At 26.7% G+C, this 21,332-nt stretch carries 17 protein-coding genes and 1 tRNA gene; 11 read left to right on the top strand and 7 right to left on the bottom strand.

Annotation, left to right across the window (positions count from 1 at the left end; all coding sequences use genetic code 11):
* Nucleotides 1-82: 82 nt before the first annotated feature.
* From Q0733_RS08915 to Q0733_RS08905, 3 genes are all read right to left on the bottom strand, one after another.
* Nucleotides 83-250 carry a hypothetical protein gene (locus Q0733_RS08915; RefSeq protein WP_298781501.1) on the bottom strand — a complete coding sequence of 56 codons (168 nt, stop codon included), beginning with the start codon at nucleotides 248-250 and terminating at the stop codon, nucleotides 83-85.
* 27 nt (nucleotides 251-277) lie between these two features.
* Nucleotides 278-3,046, bottom strand: coding sequence for a T9SS type A sorting domain-containing protein (locus tag Q0733_RS08910; RefSeq protein WP_298781499.1), 2,769 nt, complete (start codon nucleotides 3,044-3,046; stop codon nucleotides 278-280).
* Between the two features lie 606 nt (nucleotides 3,047-3,652).
* Nucleotides 3,653-4,237, bottom strand: a complete 585-nt coding sequence (locus Q0733_RS08905; RefSeq protein WP_298781497.1) for a sigma-70 family RNA polymerase sigma factor — start codon at nucleotides 4,235-4,237, stop codon at nucleotides 3,653-3,655.
* A gap of 221 nt (nucleotides 4,238-4,458) precedes the next feature.
* On the opposite strand from Q0733_RS08905, the gene uvrA reads away from it, so the two are divergent.
* From uvrA to Q0733_RS08875, 6 genes are all read left to right on the top strand, one after another.
* The gene (uvrA, locus tag Q0733_RS08900; RefSeq protein WP_298781494.1) at nucleotides 4,459-7,242 is read left to right on the top strand and encodes an excinuclease ABC subunit UvrA; all 2,784 of its coding nucleotides are present in this window, start codon (nucleotides 4,459-4,461) and stop codon (nucleotides 7,240-7,242) included.
* 39 nt (nucleotides 7,243-7,281) lie between these two features.
* Nucleotides 7,282-7,992 (top strand): LytTR family transcriptional regulator DNA-binding domain-containing protein, encoded by a 711-nt coding sequence (locus Q0733_RS08895; RefSeq protein ID WP_298781492.1) that lies wholly within the window; start codon nucleotides 7,282-7,284, stop codon nucleotides 7,990-7,992.
* A gap of 105 nt (nucleotides 7,993-8,097) precedes the next feature.
* Complete coding sequence (locus Q0733_RS08890) at nucleotides 8,098-10,050, top strand: histidine kinase dimerization/phosphoacceptor domain -containing protein (protein ID WP_298781490.1); 1,953 nt, start codon at nucleotides 8,098-8,100, stop codon at nucleotides 10,048-10,050.
* A gap of 380 nt (nucleotides 10,051-10,430) precedes the next feature.
* Nucleotides 10,431-11,522 carry a hypothetical protein gene (locus Q0733_RS08885; RefSeq protein WP_298781487.1) on the top strand — a complete coding sequence of 364 codons (1,092 nt, stop codon included), beginning with the start codon at nucleotides 10,431-10,433 and terminating at the stop codon, nucleotides 11,520-11,522.
* A 401-nt stretch (nucleotides 11,523-11,923) separates the two neighbouring features.
* Nucleotides 11,924-13,843: a sensor histidine kinase gene (locus Q0733_RS08880; protein WP_298781485.1), complete on the top strand. Its 1,920-nt coding sequence runs from the start codon at nucleotides 11,924-11,926 to the stop codon at nucleotides 13,841-13,843.
* Nucleotides 13,844-14,596, top strand: coding sequence for a LytTR family DNA-binding domain-containing protein (locus tag Q0733_RS08875; RefSeq protein ID WP_298781482.1), 753 nt, complete (start codon nucleotides 13,844-13,846; stop codon nucleotides 14,594-14,596).
* A 54-nt stretch (nucleotides 14,597-14,650) separates the two neighbouring features.
* Here Q0733_RS08875 and Q0733_RS08870 read toward each other — a convergent pair.
* From Q0733_RS08870 to Q0733_RS08860, 3 genes are all read right to left on the bottom strand, one after another.
* Nucleotides 14,651-14,726, bottom strand: a tRNA-His gene (locus tag Q0733_RS08870).
* Nucleotides 14,727-14,780: 54 nt separating this feature from the next.
* Nucleotides 14,781-15,497 (bottom strand): bacillithiol biosynthesis deacetylase BshB1, encoded by a 717-nt coding sequence (bshB1, locus tag Q0733_RS08865; protein ID WP_298781480.1) that lies wholly within the window; start codon nucleotides 15,495-15,497, stop codon nucleotides 14,781-14,783.
* 51 nt (nucleotides 15,498-15,548) lie between these two features.
* A complete protein-coding gene (locus Q0733_RS08860) occupies nucleotides 15,549-16,703 on the bottom strand; it encodes a PLP-dependent aspartate aminotransferase family protein (RefSeq protein WP_298781478.1) in 1,155 nt (384 codons plus the stop codon).
* A gap of 74 nt (nucleotides 16,704-16,777) precedes the next feature.
* Here Q0733_RS08860 and Q0733_RS08855 point away from each other — a divergent pair, with 74 nt between their 5' ends.
* From Q0733_RS08855 to Q0733_RS08845, 3 genes are all read left to right on the top strand, one after another.
* Entirely contained in the window at nucleotides 16,778-17,473 is a 696-nt protein-coding gene (locus Q0733_RS08855) for a Rossmann-like and DUF2520 domain-containing protein (RefSeq protein ID WP_298781476.1), read from the top strand.
* Nucleotides 17,463-17,990: an HAD family hydrolase gene (locus tag Q0733_RS08850; protein ID WP_298781474.1), complete on the top strand. Its 528-nt coding sequence runs from the start codon at nucleotides 17,463-17,465 to the stop codon at nucleotides 17,988-17,990. The genes Q0733_RS08855 and Q0733_RS08850 overlap by 11 nt, the downstream gene beginning before the upstream one ends.
* A 117-nt stretch (nucleotides 17,991-18,107) precedes the next feature.
* A complete protein-coding gene (locus Q0733_RS08845) occupies nucleotides 18,108-18,533 on the top strand; it encodes a DUF2147 domain-containing protein (RefSeq protein WP_298781472.1) in 426 nt (141 codons plus the stop codon).
* Between the two features lie 3 nt (nucleotides 18,534-18,536).
* Here the strand turns inward: Q0733_RS08845 and Q0733_RS08840 are convergent, their stop codons facing one another.
* Nucleotides 18,537-19,178, bottom strand: a complete 642-nt coding sequence (locus Q0733_RS08840) for a protein-L-isoaspartate(D-aspartate) O-methyltransferase (protein ID WP_298781470.1) — start codon at nucleotides 19,176-19,178, stop codon at nucleotides 18,537-18,539.
* A gap of 116 nt (nucleotides 19,179-19,294) precedes the next feature.
* Here Q0733_RS08840 and Q0733_RS08835 point away from each other — a divergent pair, with 116 nt between their 5' ends.
* On the top strand, nucleotides 19,295-20,254 hold the full coding sequence (locus Q0733_RS08835; protein WP_298781468.1) for a Gfo/Idh/MocA family oxidoreductase: 960 nt from the start codon (nucleotides 19,295-19,297) through the stop codon (nucleotides 20,252-20,254).
* A gap of 185 nt (nucleotides 20,255-20,439) precedes the next feature.
* Nucleotides 20,440-21,327, top strand: coding sequence for a 3-hydroxyacyl-CoA dehydrogenase family protein (locus tag Q0733_RS08830; RefSeq protein WP_298781466.1), 888 nt, complete (start codon nucleotides 20,440-20,442; stop codon nucleotides 21,325-21,327).
* The last annotated feature ends 5 nt before the right edge of the window (nucleotides 21,328-21,332 follow it).

Raw genomic sequence — 21,332 nt, 5'->3', positions numbered from 1 at the left:
AAATACAAGTTCATTTGTTTTACATAAATAAAAAATCCGTTTAGAAAATTTCTAAACGGATTTTTAATATTAATTTATTTTATTAAAAACCTGTACCTGGAGCTTCTGGTGAAGCTGCTTGAGCTTTTTGTGGGTTTAGAATCATATAAGTACCCAAAGCAGTTAATGCTGCGTACTTACCATAGTTTCCAATTTTTTTGATGGCATCTTTACGAGTAATATCTTCTGATTTTTTTATATCTTTTTTCATGATGAATTCTTTTTTAAAAGTTAGTTATTATTCTAAAATAATCTTCTTATTCAGTTTACCCGATTCAGTTACTAACTGAACAATATAAACTCCATTTGCTAAATTTGGTAAAGCTAAATCTTTAACCCCATTTGCATAAAAAGAAGAACTCATCATTTGTTTTCCAAGAATATTAAATAATTTTATACTTATATTTCCTTGTTGTAAACCAACAATTCTTAAAGTTGAGGCATCTGATTTAAAAATACTTATGTCATCTATAATTACATTATTATCAATACTTAAAGAAGATTTAGAAGAAGTATGTAAATAAAAACGTCCTACTCCATCAACAGCCTCTGTTAAAGTAATTTTATAGCTAGTGTTTGCTTCGTCTAAACGTGTATAAACGTTATCGAACCTATCTTCTAAAAACACTTTAATTCCAGTGGGTAAATTTAATGACTCTGCAAAAAAAGTAATTTCTTTGCCTGCTGCTGCTTTCATACCTAAAGGAATAACACTGGTTTCTATATCAGAATTTGGTAATGCTTGTCTTGCAAATGCAATTCCTTCATTATCATTTACCAATTGAGTATAAAGACTTAAATCTGAAGAAACACCTGTAAACATCCCAATATCAAAACCTGGATCTAATCCTAGTGTTTTTCCTTCTAAATAATTAATTTTAGTAATTTTATTACTTGTTCCATCTGTTATATTTAACTCAATAGAAGTATCAGTATTAGAATTCTTAAGAAAAGTAGTTCCTGTTTGATGACTTTGCATTTCCATTGTAAAAGAAGCTGCTGTTCCAGTGGAACTTGCACTTACAAAAAATGCTTGTCCTGGATGAACATAACCACTAATTGTTTCTACATAAGCACTTCCGTTCCAAACATAAACTGCTTGAAAAGAACTATCAAAATTAGTTGTATTTACTGTAATAAATGCTGCAACATCTAAATAAGATGTGTACGAATTACCAATCAGGTTCCAATTATTAACACTTTGACTTATAACTGGTGTAATACTTGAGGTATTTACTTTACCTGTAAAAGAAATGTTTCCTACACCAGAGCTACTTAATATCGAATAACCCACCCCATCATCAAAAGTTCCACTTGCACCACCTTGCATATAAACCCAGTTTCCAGTTGTTGCATCTGCTGTTCCATTTTGGTAAGTAGCAATTCCTCTATTTGCCGCACTTGTAGTTCCTGAAGCAATTGAATTAGCAGTAACCCAAGCATCATCATAATCTTCTCCTGAAACTGGTGAAGTTGCTAAATGCCAATTTGTATCTGTCACTGCAATATTATAAGTTACATCTCCAACAGAAGTATCTGTAACAATTAAAGAACCGCCAGAATTAATACTTAATGCCGCTGCTGAATTGACATTTAAACTATATGCTCTTACCCCTGTTGTAGCGTCAATTATTGGATTTGTTCCAGTATTAGCTACTACAACTCTATTAAACGCTGTTGGTATTGTTGATAACCCCCAATTAGAATCTGTTGCCCAATCAGATGAACCACCTTGCCATACATTATTTGAATACCCATTATTTACCAAAGAAAGATTGTCAATTCTAACCTCAGCATTTCCATTCATCCAACCTTTATTTTTATTACTTGCTAATTGTGTTCCTTCTGCATGAAGATTATCATCAAAAGGACCAACAGATCTTACAAAAATTGCAATACTTGTTTCTGCTCCTGTATCAAATGATAATGAAGCTATTGATGCACTTGTATGTGTTGGAGGTGATAAAAGTAAGGTAGAAATTTGATTTGTTGCAGTTTCTACATCTGCAATAGTTCTATAACCCAAATCTGTTTCAGTTGTTGCTGAATAAGCAGGTATATAGCCTGACTCATACCCACTCCCTTTTAAAACATAAATTTCTAGATTATTAATATTTGATGAAAAAGAACTAAATATGTAACTAAAATTTAATGTATAATTACTGTTTGCTTCTACTGCAATTTCTTGATAAATACCATCCGATTCTAAATCATCAAACTTTAAAACCTCACTACTACCTGTTGTTGAAGTTTCACCCTGATCCGCAATATCTTTATTTATCCATGATGTACAAGCACAAGCTGAATCGTCAAAAGTTGTATTATAAACTGTAGGTTGTACTGGCAAATAAGAAACAGTTAATCCATTATTTACTAAAGAAAAATTGTCAATTCTAACCTCAGCATTTCCATTCATCCAACCTTTATTTTTATTACTTGCTAATTGTGTTCCTTCTGCATGAAGATTATCATCAAAAGGACCAACAGATCTTACAAAAATTGCAATACTTGTTTCTGCTCCTGTATCAAATGATAATGAAGCTATTGATGCACTTGTATGTGTTGGAGGTGATAAAAATAAGGTAGAAATTTGATTTGTTGCAGTTTCTACATCTGCAATAGTTCTATAACCCAAATCTGTTTCAGTTGTTGCTGGATAAGCAGGTGTATAACCTGACTCATACCCACTACCTTTTAAAACATAAATTTCTAGATTATTAATATTTGATGAAAAAGAACTAAATATATAACTAAAATTTAATGTATAATTACTGTTTGCTTCTATTGCAATTTCTTGATAAATACCATCCGATTCTAAATCATCAAACTTTAAAACCTCACTACTACCTGTTGTTGAGGATTCTCCCTGATCCGCAATATCTTTATTTATCCATGATGTACAAGCACAAGCTGAATCGTCAAAAGTTGTATTATAAACTATAGGTTGTATTTGCGAGACACAAAGCCAAGAGGTTAGTAAGGTTAATAAAAATAATGTTTTTTTCATTTTATAATTCATTTTAATTGTTAATGATTGCTCTAATTCAAAATAAATAATCAAATATGATTAGTTAAAATGTGGGACAATGAATTATAATGAAAGGGAATGAGGGGGAATGAGGGGGATGAGGGGGATTTACTTTTTAATACTGTTATATTTATAAGTTACCAAACCTTATATTTTTCAAATATATAATAATAAAATAAAAATAACACAATAAAATTAACAAAATTTTAAACATAACACTTAAATTAAGTTAAAAATATATCGATAAATCATATTTCAATACATTTTAAAGACAAAATAATAAATTATAAAAAATGGTAAATAAATTAACCAAGTACAAAAAAAAGTTTAGCAGAACTGAAAACATAAAAAAAGCCTCAACATTTGTTGAAGCTTTTTCCACTCTTAATTCAAATTCAATTCAATGAATTTTTTTGATTTGGTTTTTACAATAGTTAGCGATTTGGAAAAATTAATCAAAAATTGAACTGTTTCTTTTTTAGGTTGCATCTGAAAATCAGATGACTTTTTTGAGTAAAGTTGCATCATATACGCTATTTAATATATTGGTTATAAATAGGTAACGAAGGTTTTTTACTTATATTGTTAATCCATTAAAATAATTTTATGTTTTTCAATTAATTTACGCATATTTATTAATGAATATCTCATTCTACCTAAAGCTGTATTAATACTTACACCTGTGTTTTCACTAATTTCTTTAAAACTCATGTCTTTATAAATTCTCATAACCAAAACTTCTCTTTGTTCTTCTGGAAGTTCATTAACTAATTCTCTAACATCATCATGAATCTGCTCTTTAATAATTTTTTTTTCAGCATTTAAATTTCCATCACCAATAACAGAAAAGATATCAAATTCATCTGTATTATTAAATTTTGGCATCCTATTATTTTTTCTAAAATAATCGATAATTAAATTATGAGAAATACGCATAACCCAAGGTAAAAACTTACCTTCTTCATTATAAGTTCCTTTTTTTAATGTTTTAATTACTTTAATAAAAGTATCCTGAAAAATATCTTCTGTAAGATCTTTGTCTTTAATTTTACTATAAATAAAACTATATAAACGTTGTTGGTGTTTTTTTATTAAAATAGCTAAAGCAGCCTCATTTCCTTTAATATAATCACTAACTAGAACACTGTCAGTTATTGAATTTGTACGCATAATATTACCTTTTATGAAAAACCAAATTGGTCAATCTTTTTTATTTTGTTAAAAATTTAAAAAGTAATTTTATTCTATAAGTTCTATTTTATGCGTTTAATGAACATCAAATATGAATATTTTTTTTGAATCAAACAAATAAATTAATACAAATCGTTTTAATTTCTTAATCAAACAATTTAAAAAAAGTGTATTTTTATAGTTTATTTTTCAGAAAAACTATGACTGACATTTCTACAGTAAACCCCAAAGAAAATATAATTATTAAAGGTGCAAAACTGCACAATCTAAAAAACATTAATGTTGTTATACCAAGAAATAAGTTAGTTGTTATTACCGGACTTTCTGGCTCTGGAAAATCTTCTTTGGCTTTTGACACTTTATACGCTGAAGGACAAAGGCGATACGTAGAAAGTTTAAGTTCTTATGCTCGTCAGTTTTTAGGAAAATTACACAAACCAAAAGTAGATTATATAAAAGGTATTGCACCTGCAATTGCTATTGAACAAAAAGTAAACTCTACTAATCCGAGATCAACTGTTGGTACATCAACAGAAATTTATGATTATATAAAATTACTATATGCAAGAATCGGTAGAACCTTCTCCCCTATTTCTGGCAAAGAAGTAAAAAAAGATACCGTTTCTGATGTTGTTAATTTTGTAAAAGAGTTTGATGAACGAACAAAGTTATTATTATTAGCTCCAATTATTATTGATGAAAATCGAGATTTAAAAACGGTTTTACAAGTTTTAGAACAACAAGGTTATGCGCGTTTAAAATGGAAGGATACTGTTTATAGAATTTCCGATTTACCACAAGATAAATTTAAAAACGAAGATTTGTTTTTAGTTGTTGATAGAATTATCACCAAAAATGAAGAAGATTTTTATAACAGATTAGCAGATGCAATTCAAACTGCTTTTTTTGAAGGAAAAGGAATTTGTTTCATTGAAAATTTAGCGGATCATAAAGTTACTGAATTTAGTAATAAGTTTGATTTAGACGGAATGTCTTTTTTAGAACCCAACACACATTTATTCAGCTTTAATAATCCTTATGGAGCTTGCCCTACTTGTGAAGGATATGGAAATGTAATTGGTATTGATGAAAATTTAGTCATTCCTAATACAGGTTTGTCTATTTTTGAAGATTGTATTTTTCCATTTAAAACACCGTCTTATATTCATTATAAAGAAGATTTAATTTCTGTTGCATATCAATTTGATATTCCAATTCACAAACCTTGGTTTGAACTTTCTGACAAACAAAAAGAGCTAGTTTGGAATGGAAACAAATCTTTTAATGGAATTCACCATTTCTTTACAACTTTAGAAGAAAAAAGTTATAAAATTCAAAATAGAGTTATGCTTTCTCGTTATCGAGGAAAAACAAAATGTACAACCTGTAATGGCAAACGTTTGCGCCAAGAAACCAATTATGTAAAAATAAACGAAAAAACAATTTCTGATTTAGTTACACTTCCGTTAGATGAACTTTCTGTATTTTTTAAAAATATTAAACTAAATAAATTTGAAGAAAAAATTGGAAAACGTTTACTTACAGAAATCAACAATCGTTTACAGTTTTTAACTGATGTTGGTTTAAGTTATTTAACTATAAATAGAACTTCAAACACACTTTCTGGTGGAGAAAGTCAAAGAATAAATTTAGCAACATCATTAGGTAGTTCTTTAGTTGGATCTATGTATATTTTAGATGAACCTAGTATTGGTTTACATCCAAAAGATACAGAACGTTTAATTGAAGTTTTAAAAAATTTAAGAGATTTAGGCAACACAGTTATTGTAGTTGAACATGATGAAGACATTATGAAAGAGGCCGACTATATAATTGATATTGGCCCTGAAGCTGGTACATATGGAGGAAATGTTGTTGCTGAAGGAAATTTTAATGATATTTTAAAATCAGAATCTTTAACAGCTAAATATTTAAATGAAGATTTAAAAATTGAAGTTCCTAAAAAAAGAAGAACTTCAAAAAACTATATTAAAATAATTGGTGCTAGAGAACATAATTTACAAAATATAGATGTTACTTTCCCATTAAACTCTTTGGCAGTAATTACTGGTGTTTCTGGTTCAGGTAAAAGTACGTTGGTCAAGAAAATTTTATATCCTGCAATGCAGAAAAAATTGAATGGTTATGGTGATAAAATAGGACAACATACAGAAATTACAGGAAGTTATGAAAATATAAAACATGTAGAATTTATAGATCAAAATCCTATTGGGCGTTCTTCACGTTCTAACCCAGTAACTTATATTAAAGCTTATGATGATATTAGAGCATTATTTTCTAATCAAAAATTAGCAAAAATTAGAAACTACAAGCCAAAGCACTTTTCATTTAATGTAGAAGGTGGACGCTGTGAAATTTGTAAAGGAGAAGGTGAAGTTACAATTGAAATGCAATTTATGGCTGATGTACATTTAGAATGCGACGTTTGTAATGGAAAAAGATTTAAGAAAGAAGTTTTAGAAGTTAAATTTGAAGATAAATCTATTGATGATATTTTAAATTTAACAATTGATGATGCTGTAGAGTTTTTCTCAGAAAATTTGGTAACAAAAATTGCGCAAAAACTAAAACCTCTACAAGATGTTGGTTTGGGGTATGTAACTCTTGGTCAATCTTCTTCTACACTTTCTGGTGGAGAAGCACAAAGAATAAAATTAGCGTCCTTTTTAGTTAAAGGAAACACTAAAGACAAGGCTTTATTTATTTTTGATGAACCAACAACCGGTTTACATTTTCACGATATTCAGAAATTATTAAAATCATTTAATGCTTTAATAGAAAAAGGTCATTCTATTATTGTAATTGAACATAATATAGAACTGATAAAATGTGCAGATTATATTATTGATTTAGGTTTAGAAGGCGGAAAAAAAGGTGGTAACTTAATGTTTGAAGGAATACCTGAAGATTTAATTAAAAATAAAGCCTCACTTACATCAACTTACTTAAAAGAAAAATTATAATTGGTTAACAAAATCTATTTTAAATAAAAAAAACAAAAAATGCCAAACAAATTTAACATACTTATTGTTGAAGACAATGTTATAATTGCAGATGATTTACAACAAATTATAGAAAGTTTTGGGTATAGAGTTTTGGGTAATGTTATTTCTTACGAAAAAGCTGTAGAAACTTTAACAAATAACAATAATATTGATTTAGTTTTAATTGATATTAACTTGGCAACTGAAAAAACGGGTATAGATTTAGCTAAATACATTAATTTAAATTTACACCTCCCATTTATATTTTTATCTTCAAACTTAGACGATGATACTGTTAGTGAAGCTGCTAATACTTTTCCTTCAGCTTATTTAGTAAAACCTTTTGATAATAACACAATTTACACCTCTATTGAGGTTGCTTTAACAGGATTTACAAACAATAGATTAGAGAAAAAGACCCAAGTTGACCACCTCTATCTAAAGAAAAATAATTTATATTACAAAGTAAAAATTGGTGATATTACCTTTATAAAATCTGATAATATTTATTTAGAAATACATACTGAAAACAATGAAAAATTTTTACTTAGAAGTACATTAAAAGACTTTTTTAAAAGTTTACCAAATAACTTTTTTAAATGTAATAAGTCATATATTATCAATATCAATAAAGTAAATACTTTTAATTTAAATTATGTTTTTATTAACAACACACAGATATCAGTTTCTAAAGAATTTAAACCATATTTAAAATCACTATTAAAGTAACATAACTTAAAACGTTTATTTTACAACAGTTTTAATTATTTTAACAACTTAAATTAGTGCTTAAATTAATATATAATTAAATTCAAAATTAAAAGAGCTTAATTAATGAAAATATTAAACTTTGTAATTAAATTTTATGTAGGTATATTTTTTTTTATACTTATTTCTAATAATACATTTAGCCAAACCTCTATATTTAAACCCAATAAAGAAACGTTAAACAAAAAAATTTCTAAATTAGATAGAATAATAAGCTTAAAAGAAAAGCACTACTTTTTTATAGATTCTATACATTTTGAAAATAAAAAATTAATATCCAATAAAAAATGGACAGCTTATTTTGAAAACTTAAAATATTCAAATGAAAATAATGATGAAATTTTTTATATAGATTTTATTTTAGTTGGTTATTATTTAAGTGCTAATAGAATTGAGGATGCTTTAAAATTGGGTTTAAAATCCTATAAAAAAAATGAACAAATTATTAACAAAGATGACCTTTGTCATTTATTAATACTGTTAGAAAACGGTTATTTAACAAGTGGAAATAGCGTAGGTTTAATACTTATAAACAAAGAAAAACTAAAAAATTGCAATCCAGATCAAATTCTTTTTTATAACATATATTTTAAAATGGGTTTATATGATTTAGCGCTTAAAAACTATAAGAAAAACAGCCTTTTCGGAACCAAGGAGTTTGATAAAAAAAATATATTTGAAAAAGCTAAAATATATAACAACTTTGGTGTTTATCACATGTATGATGAAAAAATTGATTCCGCATTATATTATTATAAAACATCTCTTCAGTTAATAAAAAAACAAAAAGCAATAGATAGTACTTTTTTGAGTGATCACGTTAGCTTTTGGCATGGGTTAGTTAGTGGAAATATTGGAAGTTGCTATGTGAAAAAAGGAAAATATAATGAAGCAATACCATTGTTTTATGAAGAATTAAAAGAATCCGAAATACTTTATAATGAAAAAAAATTTACAGGTGTTGAAAAGGTTTGGAATGATTTGGCTACATCTTATTTAGAAACTAATCAAAAAGAAAAAGCAAATATTTATATAAATAAACTAAAAGATTATAAACAATACTACTACAAACTAAAAAGTAAATTTTATCTGTATTATAACAATAAAGATTCACTTTTTTATTTTACTGATAAATATGTTAAGTTTTCAGATTCTATTTACACTAATAAAAGTAAACAAGAAAAAATTGATTTAATATCTTTTTTAAGTTTAGAAGATGATTTAATTTCAAGTAAAATAAAAATTTCTGATTTAGAAGAGCAAGAAAGTTTTAATTCAGTTAAAATTAAGGTTGTGTCTTTTCTTTCTGTATTTATTTTAATTACATTTTTCTTACTTCTATATTATTATCTGGAAAAAAACAAAAATCAAAAATTAATTTTAAAGCAGAAAACAGAACTAGAAACTTCTTTAAATAAGAATAAAATTTTATTAAAAGAATTAAACCATAGAGTAAAAAACAATTTACAAATGGTAAGTAGTGTTTTATCTTTACAAGCAAATAAAATATCGGATACTAATTCTTCTAAAAAATATTTCACGTATAGTATTAATAGAATTAAAGTTTTATCTAAAATACATAATAGTCTATATACAAATAAAGGTAATAATGAGATTGATTTATTAAACTATATAACTACTTTAAAAGACTATTTAGTTAGCTCATTAATTAACCCAGAAATTAATGTAAATTTTGACATTGATGTAACAAAAGGAATTTACATTACCGTAGATAAAAAAATTACTTTAGGCTTAATAATTAATGAATTAATTACTAATACTTTTAAGTATGCTTTTGATAAAAATGATACTAACTTAATTACTATATCTATTATTCAGCAAAATAATTTATTTTATTTCAATTATAAAGATAATGGAAAAGGGTTTTTAATAAAAAATTTTGACTATTCTAAATCTATAGGAATGAATCTAATATTAAGGCTTGTAAACCAACTTGGAGATGATGCTATCATAGATTCAGAAAAAGGTATGGACATAAGTTTTAAATTTAAAAACTAAATCTAGAAAAGATTTAATTTTAATAAAAAAAATGTTGCCATAAAAATTTTACTTAATAATATTACTCTTAATATTTAAAAATAACAATTTTTTGTCGTTTTACAAACAAAAATGAACATTACACAACATAAAATTAAAACAGCATAAATAATGTTTTAATTTTAAATCATTATATTTAAAATAGATTATTCCCCACAATATTCTATAGTATATAACACCTTTTCTTATTTAAGAAAAGGTGTTTTTTTTTAGACCTCAAAAAAAAAATACTTTATACTTGTCGAATTCTAAATCTATTTTAACGAATTCTAAACTATCCAAAATTTACTTCCACTTCACTTCTATCTTTACTACATATTAACACCTAAAAAGTAGAAATCATGAAAACATTAATTAAAAGCACAGCATTAACAGCAATACTAACAATAACTACAAGCTTGTTTATTAGTTGTAATAAACAAAAAACAAACACTACAAAAGTTGCTAAAAATTTATCAATCAAAAAAAATATTGATACTAATACAACAGAAAACATTACAACAAAAAAGCCAATAGTATTTATTACAGGCTATGATAAAACTGACGAACTATTTTATACTGATGCAAGAGATTATTTTGATGAAAAAAAATTTAAAATTATTGAAGATCAATATTCATTAGAAGAAATTATAAATTGGTTAAATAAAAATGCCAATGATAGTATTTATGGAGATATACATATTGTAAATAAAAGTAATCCGTATAAAGGAATGAACTTAGAAACCGTTATTAATGGTGAAAAAATTACGTCAGAATCTTTAAGAGAAAATATTATTAAAGGAACCTTACCAATATTAACTAATTGTGTAAATAGCAATTCAAATATTATTTTTCATGCAAATGGCTTAGGAGAAAATATAGAACTAATGAATGCATTTAAAGACGCATTTTGTACAGATGAATTGCCCAATGTAATTGCCTCTCCATATTATTCAATATTTAGTGGAGAGCATACCAATCATTATTTAGCAAAACCTTTTTACGTCTTTTATCCTACAGCTAACTCTCCTGGTAAAATAGATTTATCAAAAGAAATAGCAAAAAAGTACCCTAAAGAACAAGATATAGATTGGTATGATGCGTTACATAACGAAGCAGAGAGATATATTGGAGAAGCTTATACAACTCAATTTACAATACCTGTAAAGTTTGAATTAGATTATCATAATTCTGATAACGAAATACCTACTTTTAAATTACAAGAAGAAGTAATGGATTTTATAGAAAATGAAGAAGTATTATATACCAAAATTAAAAAACTAAATATTCCACTAGAAAAATTTAGATGGAGTTGGAAAATTAAAAATAGTGCTTTAATAATACAAGGAAAAACAACAGGATTAGTAGTTTTAAAACCATTAATAAAACCTTACGGAAAACTGAAGCATATTAAACCAGACACCAAAAACAAAAGGTTATACGCAATGAAATAAAAATTAGAGTTGGGGGGAACTCAATAAATGCCATTATATAAATACTTAATATAGTGGCATTTTATAAAAAATGTTGTTTAACAACAAAAAAAAAAAAGTTTACATCAAAATCACTAGTATTCACAACATTATATAAAATTCAGAATAAAAAAGGTTTAAATTTAAGAAAGCAAAATAATTTCCCCCCAAAGTTATTTTTACAAAAACCTTTAAATTTTCTTTTAAGAATAATTTAAAGGTTTTTTTTAAAAAAAATAGATTTTGGTAAAATAGAAAATGTAATTAAGTTTTAAACGAACTATATAACTTCAAAAAATAATAATGTATTAAATTAGTATGTTTGTAATATGGTAATTTTTAGAAAAAATCTTATTATTTTTTTCTTTTTTATAATGGTAAATATGTTTTCTCAGCAAAACAGCTTACAGCTTTATAAAATTGAAAACGGTTTACCAAGCAATCAAATTATTGATATTACTCAAGATCAAATTGGCTATTTATGGGTTACAACTGATAAAGGTGTTGTAAAATTTGATGGTAATGATTTCGTTTTAATCAATAAGCAAAAAGCTACCAGTGTTTTATCAAAAAATAATACTATTTTTTTAGGGACTAATAATGGGCTAATAATAAAAAAAACAGATAATGAGCAATTTTTAGAAACTAAAAAAGTAAATAAAATTTATACTTATAAAAATAATATTTATGTAGCCACGGTTCAGGGTATTTATAAAAATAATAAAGATTATCTCAAGCCACTTCGTTTAAATACTCAGATTGATTTTTCTATAGTAACTGATATTATATTTTTAAATGATTCTTTTTATGTTGCTACAAATAAAGGTTTGTGGATTTTAAATGATTTAGATAATCCAATTAAAGTTAAAAAAATTATAAATGATAATATAGTATGTTTAACAAAATTTCAAAAAAAAATAATTGTAGCTACTAAAAATAATGGATTACAAATAGTTGATAATAATATTGTAAAAAAACAAATTTCAACATTAAAAAACATTTCATCAATTGAAAAAATTAAAAATGATATTTGGATAGCTTCTTATGATAATGGAATTGAAGTTTTATCATTACCTTCTTTTACTTTTAAACACAAAATAAACAAATACAACGCTATAGCAACCAATAAAATTATAAAAGTTTATAATGATATTGAAAATACAGTTTGGTTAGCTACAAATAAAGGTTTATACAGTCTAAAAAACACACAAAAACAAAAAAACAATAATTCAAAAATATTTTTTGAAAACTTAGTTGTAAATCATCAAAATGTTGATTCATTATTATACAGCAAAAAAAAAGTAAAATTTACTCCATCAGAAAACAATATTTTATTTAAGTTTAAATCCATCAATTTAATTTACCCTAAAAATATTTTATATCGTTATAAAATAAATGACAATTTTTCTTCTTGGTCAACAAAAAATGAAGTTCAATTTGCAAATTTAAAAGCTGGTAAATATAATTTTAAAATTCAATCTTCAGTTAATGGAAAAAAAAGTGATATAAAATCGTTTTCCTTTATAATTGACCAAGTATTCTATAAAAAAATAGAATTTATTTTAGCTTTAATCGGATTATTTTTTGTTATTGGTTATTTCATTTTAGATAGCTACATTAAAAGTATACATCAAAAAAACAAAGCTAAAGTAGAAAAACTTCAATCAGAAAACCATTTACTTTCTTTAGAGCAAAAAGCTTTACAACTACAAATGAATCCTCATTTTATATTTAATGTTTTAAATAGTATAAAAGCATTGGGAAACTCAGGTAAAACAGAAGAATTAAATTCAACAATATCATCATTTTCAAAACTTCTTAGAAATATTTTAAACAACTCTCGTTTAGAAGAAATTAGTTTGCATAGTGAAATTAACTCGCTTAAAAACTACATTGAGTTAGAACAAAAAATGAGTTCAAAAATTTTTAACTACGATATCACTACAAGTTTAAATTCAATAGATCCTGAAGAAATATTAATTCCATCAATGTTAATTCAACCATTTATAGAGAATAGTATTAAACATGGCTTTAAAGCACTTAAAAAAGGAAAAATAACAGTTTCTTTTGAAGTAAAAAACAAATTTTTAGAGTGCACCGTTATTGATGATGGTATTGGAATTAATCAATCAAAAAAGCAAAAAGAAAACACAGCACATCAATCTGTAGCTTTAAAAATAGCTAAAGAGAGAATTGAAAATATTTCAAGTTTAAACTCTTTTAAGATAAATGAAATATTAGAAAACAAAATTGTAAAAGGCACAAAAATTTGGTTTAAAATACCTTTAAAAACAGATTATTAAATGAAAAAACTTACATCAATTGTAGTAGATGACATTCCAGAAGCATTAAATATGTTGGTGTATGACATTGAAACTTATCATCCAGAAATTGAAGTTATTGGCACTGCAAAAAGTGTTGTAGAGGCATCAAAAATTTTAAGAAAAAAACAACCAGATATTTTGTTTTTAGACATTATGTTAGGAGATGGAACTGGGTTTGATATTTTAGAAATTGTACCAAATTTACAGTCTAAAATTATCTTTGTTACCGCTAGTGATGAGTTTGCTATTAAAGCTTTTAAATTTGCTGCTATAGATTATATTTTAAAACCCTATTCTAACGAGGATCTTGCAATTTCAATCAAAAAAGCAAAAGCACAAATTACACCAAATAAAGAACAACTTACTGTTTTACAGAACTCTATTAACAAAACAACAAATTACAAGCAAAAAATTTCTTTATATACTTCAGAAAAAATTATTGTTATAGAATTGTCAGAAATAATCTATTGTAAATCCGACAATAATTACACAACATTCTTTTTAAAAAGCAAAAAAAAGATATTAGTATCAAAAACATTAAAGTATTATGCTGATATGCTAAAAGAACATAACTTTTTACGAGTACATCAAAGTTATTTAATCAATTCAAAATATATAAAAGAATTTATAAAATCTGACGGAGGTTACTTAATTTTAAATGACAATAGTAACATTCCTGTTTCAGTAAGAAAGAAAAATGAAGTAATTAAAATACTAAGCAACTTAAAATAAGAAGTTTACATATACAAAAAAAGTCTTTTCATTTCTGAAAAGACTTTGTTTTTTGGGTGGAAGACGGGACTCGAACCCGCGACACTCGGTACCACAAACCGATACTCTAACCAACTGAGCTACAACCACCATATAATTGCGGGTGCAAATATAAATATTTTTTCTTTTCTTAGGAAAGAAAAAATTAAATTAATTTATCTAAATTTTCAATTGCAACGTAACGCTCTGTGGTAAAACCTTCTGCATAATTTACACCTATTAATCTTCCTAGATCTCTAGCCCTATATTCTACACTATCTGTAAAATTTTTACTAGTTATAGGTGTTTCTGGCTCTTTACTGTTTGGATCATAAAACTGAGAAGAATATGCATAAACCGCTTTCATTTTTTTCTCTATGAATTCAGAAACATCAACTACAAAATCTGGTTTAATATTTTTCCACTGTATGTAATGATAAACTAATTTTGGTCTCCATTTTTCTTGAGTATCCCCTTCTATTTCTGTTTCTATTTTCATCAAACCGCTTAAAAAACATGCATCGGAAACTAATGTACTACCTTTTCCATGATCTATATGTCTATCATCAATAGCGTTACACAACACAATTTCTGGTTGATATTTACGAATCATTTTTATAATTTCTAATTGATGCTTTTTATCATTCACAAAAAAACCATCAGCAAAACCTAAATTTTCACGTACCGAAACTCCTAAAATATTTGCAGCATTGGCGGCTTCAATATCTCTTAAATCTGCAGAACCTCTAGTTCCTAATTCTCCTCTAGTTAAATCTATAATTCCAACTTTTTTTCCTAAAGAAATTTCTTTTGCAATAGTTGCTCCACAACCAAGTTCTACATCATCTGGATGCGCTCCAAATGCCAATATATCTAATTTCATTTTTAAAAGTGTATTAGTTTATTTATCGAATCGTATAATTATTACTCTAATTTAAAGTAAACTTTTTAATGCTTGTTCAATATCTGCAATTAAATCTTCAGTTTCTTCAATTCCAACTGAAAAACGAATTAATCCATCCTTAATTCCTCTTTCTAAACGTTCTTCTTCTGTTAATAAGGCATGCGTAGTTTGTGTTGGGCTTACAGTTGTACTTTCTACACCTGCTAAACTCATAGAGGGTTTTATAAGTTGTAAATTATTTTGAAATTTCATTGCATCTATTCCTTCTTTTAATTCAAATGATAACATAGCTCCAAAACCTTTCATTTGTTTTTTTGCAATTTTATACTGCGGATGACTTTTTAATCCAGGATAATAAACTTTATCAAAATTAGGACTGCTCACAAAATACTCTGCCATAATTTGAGCATTTTTTGTTTGTTCTTTTACACGTAAGTTCAACGTTTTTAAACTTCTTTCTAACAGCCAAACAGTTTGCTCACTTAAATTACCTCCAAAATTTATGGCAGTTTTCCAAATTTGCTCAATATGTTCTTTAGAAGCTGCAACTGCTCCTGCAGAAATATCTGAATGCCCACCCATATATTTTGTTGCAGAATGTAATATAATATCAATTCCATAATCAATTGGATTTTGATTAATAGGCGACGCAAATGTATTATCAATCATAGTTAAGATATTATGGTCTTTTGCAATATTAGCAATTGCTGCCATATCTGTAATTCCTAAAAGTGGATTGGAAGGTGTTTCAATATATAAAATCTTTGTATTTTCTTTAATCAGATAAGTAAAATCATCTACTTTATCACTTTCTGTAAAAGAATATTCTATTCCATATTTATCAAACTCAGAAACTACAAAATTATAAGTTCCGCCATAAATTACTTGCTGAATAATAACATGATCGCCTCTTTTTAAGAAAGCCAACATTGCCGCAGAAATTGCTGCCATACCAGAACTAAAAATTAAAGCATCTTCTGTGTTTTCTAAAGCTGCAATTTTTTTGCAAAGCATTTCTTGATTTGGCGTGTTTAAATAACGTGGATAACGTTTTACATCAACTCCATCAAAAGCATAAGAAGTAGCCATATAAATAGGAGAAATTGCCCCTTTAAATTTCTCATCTTTTACTTCTCCAATATGCACACAAGTTGTGTTTGTTCCTAGTTTTTTTGTTGCTTTCATTTGCTTAATACATTTCTTGCTAAATTACTAAATCCATTTCTAATGCTTTAAAAAAAAGCAATATCTTCGCTTTTATGATATCAGTTTTACTTATAGGAAAAGGAAAAGTAGCAAGTCATTTATATAAAGTTTTCTTAAACGTTGATGAAGTGAATGTTACTCAAATAAGCTCTAGAGAGTTAAAAAATATTCCGGAAGCAGATGTTACTATTATTGCTGTTTCTGATGATGCAATTGCAGAAGTTTCTTTAAAAATTAAAAATAGTTTTGTGGTGCATACTTCTGGTAGTATTGCCTTAAATGATTTAAAAAACCCACAAAGAAAAGGTGTTTTTTACATGCTACAAACTTTTTCTAAAGATAAGCAAGTTCATTTTTCTGAGGTTCCTTTTTGTTTAGAAGCAGAAAATAAAGAAGATTATTTACTATTAGAAAATTTAGCAAAATCAGTTGGAAAAAAAATATTTGCCATAAATTCTGATCAAAGAAAAACATTACATGTTGCTGCAGTTTTTGTAAATAACTTTACAAATCATTTATACAAAATTGGGCACGATATTTGTAATCAACATAATGTTCCGTTTGAAATCTTATATCCTTTGATAAAAGAAACGGCCGATAAAATAAAAACTTTATCGCCAAAAGAAGCACAAACCGGACCAGCAACTAGAAACGACAAAAAAACAATAAAAAACCACTTAGATTTGTTAAATAATAATCAAAAACAAATTTATAAAATCTTAACAAAATCAATCCAAAATGGAGATTAGCTATAAACAATTATTACCCAATATAAATACATTAATTTTTGATGTAGACGGAGTGCTTACTAACGGAATGGTTACAATCATGCCAAATGGAGAATTAATAAGACACATGAATATTAAAGACGGTTATGCTTTAAAAACTGCTGTTGACAGAGGTTTAAATGTGTGTATTATTTCTGGAGGAAATAATGAAGGCGTAAGAACACGTTTGGCTAATTTAGGTATTAAAGATATTTATTTAGGTGCCCATAATAAAATTAAGCAATACAATGAATTAGTTGAAAAATACAATTTAAAACCAGAAAACGTGTTGTATATGGGAGATGATGTTCCTGATTTTCCTGTAATGGAATTAGTAGGTTTGCCTTCTTGCCCAAATGATGCAGCCCCAGAAATTCAAGCAATTTCTAAATACATTTCGTACAAAAAAGGAGGTGAAGGTTGTGTAAGAGATGTTATTGAACAAATTTTAAGAGTTCAAGGGAAATGGGAAAATAATTTTAATGCTAAATATGACTAAAAATTATATGGTTATTTAATTATTTAAAAGAAAGACAAACATCATATTAAATTTTATATTAATTGATATTATTTAGAAACATTCTCTAAACAAAAAATAATTTTTAAAATACAAAACATGAAAAAAATACTTTTAACATCTGCTCTTTTACTTCTGACCATTTCAATTAGTGCGCAAGATATTTTTGGAAAGTGGCATTCCACAGACGATGTAACTGGTGAAATTGACTCAGTAATTGAAGTCTATAAAAAAGATGGAAAAGCGTATGCAAAAATTATTGAAATTAAAGATTCTGAAAGAAAAAATGCAGTTTGTAATTTATGTGAAGGAAAAAATAAAAACAAACCAATTTTAGGTTTGAATATCTTAACTGGATTAGAAAAAGATAATGATGAATGGTCTGGAGGAAAAATATTAGACCCTAGAAATGGTAAAGTTTATAAATGTTTTATCAAATTAGAAGGTGATAAAAAACTAAAAATTAGAGGCTATATTGGTTTTGCTTTACTTGGTAAAACTGCCTATTGGACTAGGGCTGAATAAAAATTAATTTTTCTCTTCTAGCATTGGTACAAAAGCAAAATCACCTAATTCGTGTTTTTCAAATTCTTTGGCAGATTTTCTAATAAAGAGAGTCATAATTTGAGTTTCATCTCCAACAGGAATTAATAACATACCTCCTATTTTTAATTGCCCCAACAATGGTTTTGGCACATAAGGAGCACCTGCAGTAACTATAATTTTATCAAAAGGAGCTTGTTCTGGTAAACCTTTATATCCATCACCAAAGATAAATTTCTTTGGTTTATAACCCAACTTTGGTAAAAACAAAGAAGTTTTTTTAAACAATTCACGTTGTCTTTCAATAGAATAAACTACTGCTTTTAACTCTAATAAAACTGCTGTTTGATACCCCGAACCTGTACCTATTTCTAATATTTTATCTCCCCCTTTAATAGCTAATGTTTGTGATTGAAATGCAACTGTATATGGTTGAGAAATAGTTTGTTCTGCGGCAATAGGAAATGCTTTGTCTTGATATGCATGAGACTCAAAACTACTATCAATAAATAAATGACGAGGAATTTTCTTTATAGCCCTTAATACATTTTTATCTGTAATTCCTTTTGCTTCTAAAACAGTAGCTAATTGATTTCTAAGTCCTTGATGTTTTACGGTGTCTTTCAAAAATAGTCTCTTTTATAAAACCTAAAAATAGTAATAAATCTATTTACATTCTCATAAAATTGTATCTTTGTTTTAACTGATTTAAAGAATCAGAAAATACTTTAAAACAATAATTTATGCTAAAAGTTGGGGTTTTAGGTGCAGGCCATCTAGGAAAAATTCATTTACGTTTATTAGAACAATCACAAAAATACGAATTAGTTGGTTTTTATGATCCAAATACTGAAAACGCAAATATAGTTGCTAAAGAATATGGTTATAAAAATTACCCAACTATTGATGCATTAATTAATGATGTTGAAGTTATTGATATTGTAACACCTACTCTATCTCATTTTGAATGTGCTAAAAACGCAATCCAAAAGGGATGTCATATTTTTATTGAAAAACCAATAACCAAAACAGTTTTAGAAGCAGAAGCTATTAGAACTTTGGCAAGTCAATTTCATGTAAAAGGGCAAGTTGGTCACGTAGAAAGATTTAATCCTGCCTTTACAGCGGTAAAAGATAAAATTAACAATCCTATGTTTATTGAATGCCACAGATTAGCTGAGTTTAATCCAAGAGGAACAGATGTACCTGTGGTTTTAGATTTAATGATTCATGATATAGATATTATACTTTCTGTAGTAAACTCTAAAGTAAAAAGCGTACATGCTAATGGTGTAGCTATAATTTCTGAAACTCCAGATATTACAAATGCTAGAATTGAATTTGAAAATGGTTGTGTTGCCAACTTAACTGCTAGTAGAATTTCTATGAAAAACATGCGTAAATCTCGGTTTTTTCAGAAAGATGCTTATGTTTCTGTAGATATGTTGGAAAAAAAATCTGAGATTGTTAGGATGAAAGATGTTCCTGAAAATCCTGATGAATTTGCTATGATTTTACAAAATGCTGAGGGTGTGAAAAAACAAATTTATTTTGATAATCCTGAAGTTGAAAATAACAATGCAATTTTAGATGAATTAGAATCTTTTGCTGATGCTATTAACAATAATACAACACCTGTTGTAACTTTAACACAAGGAACTGAAAACTTAAGAGTTGCTCAACAAATAATGGATTGTTTCTAAATTAAAGTAACAGAGTTTTAAAGTTAAAAAAGTTTTAAAAACTGACTTTCAGTTTTAGATTAAAAACAAGTCTTATAAATAAGTGCGTTAGGGATTGAATAATTTGTTTGAGTTCTTTTTACTTTTCGTAAAAAAGCGAGTTGTGAAAGCCTGTTAAAACGCCCAAATAATTTAAATAAATATTTATGAAAAATATAGCTGTAATTGGTGCTGGAACTATGGGAAACGGAATTGCACATACATTTGCGCAATTTAATTACAAGGTTCAATTAATTGATATTTCTGAAGTTTCTCTTGAAAAAGGAATGGCAACTATTATCAAAAATTTAGATAGAATGGTTGCTAAAGAAAAAATTTCTGAGACAGATAAAACAAATACTTTAGCAAATATTACCACTTTTACGTCTATAAAAGAGGGTGTAAAAAATGCAGATTTAGTTGTGGAGGCTGCTACTGAAAATGCAGTTTTAAAATCTAAAATTTTTAAAGAATTGGATGAAGTTTGCCCAGAAAACACAATTTTGTCCACAAATACATCATCAATTTCTATTACTCAAATTGCCGCTGTAACCAACAGGCCAGAAAAAGTAATTGGAATGCATTTTATGAATCCTGTGCCAATTATGAAGTTGGTTGAAATTATTAGAGGTTACAACACGTCTGATGAAGTGATGAATATTACGGTTGATTTATCTAAAAAAATTAATAAAATTCCAGTTGAAGTAAATGATTACCCAGGTTTTGTTGCCAATAGAATTTTAATGCCAATGATAAACGAATCTATTGAAACTTTATATAATGGTGTTGCTGGAGTTACAGAAATTGATACTGTAATGAAGTTAGGAATGGCACATCCAATGGGGCCTTTACAATTAGCTGATTTTATTGGTTTAGATGTTTGTTTATCTATTTTAAATGTTATGTATGATGGCTTTAAGAACCCTAAATACGCACCTTGCCCGTTATTAGTAAACATGGTAATGGCTGGTAAATTAGGCGTAAAATCTGGTGAAGGTTTTTATGACTATTCAGAAAATAGAAAAGCTGAAAAAGTATCTAAAATGTTTAGCTAAGACTA

Origin of the sequence: uncultured Polaribacter sp., from assembly GCF_947500975.1 — a bacterium.
GTDB lineage: Bacteria > Bacteroidota > Bacteroidia > Flavobacteriales > Flavobacteriaceae > Polaribacter.
The sequence above is the reverse complement of the archived record's forward strand: the minus strand, read 5'-3'. Positions and strand labels throughout refer to the sequence as shown.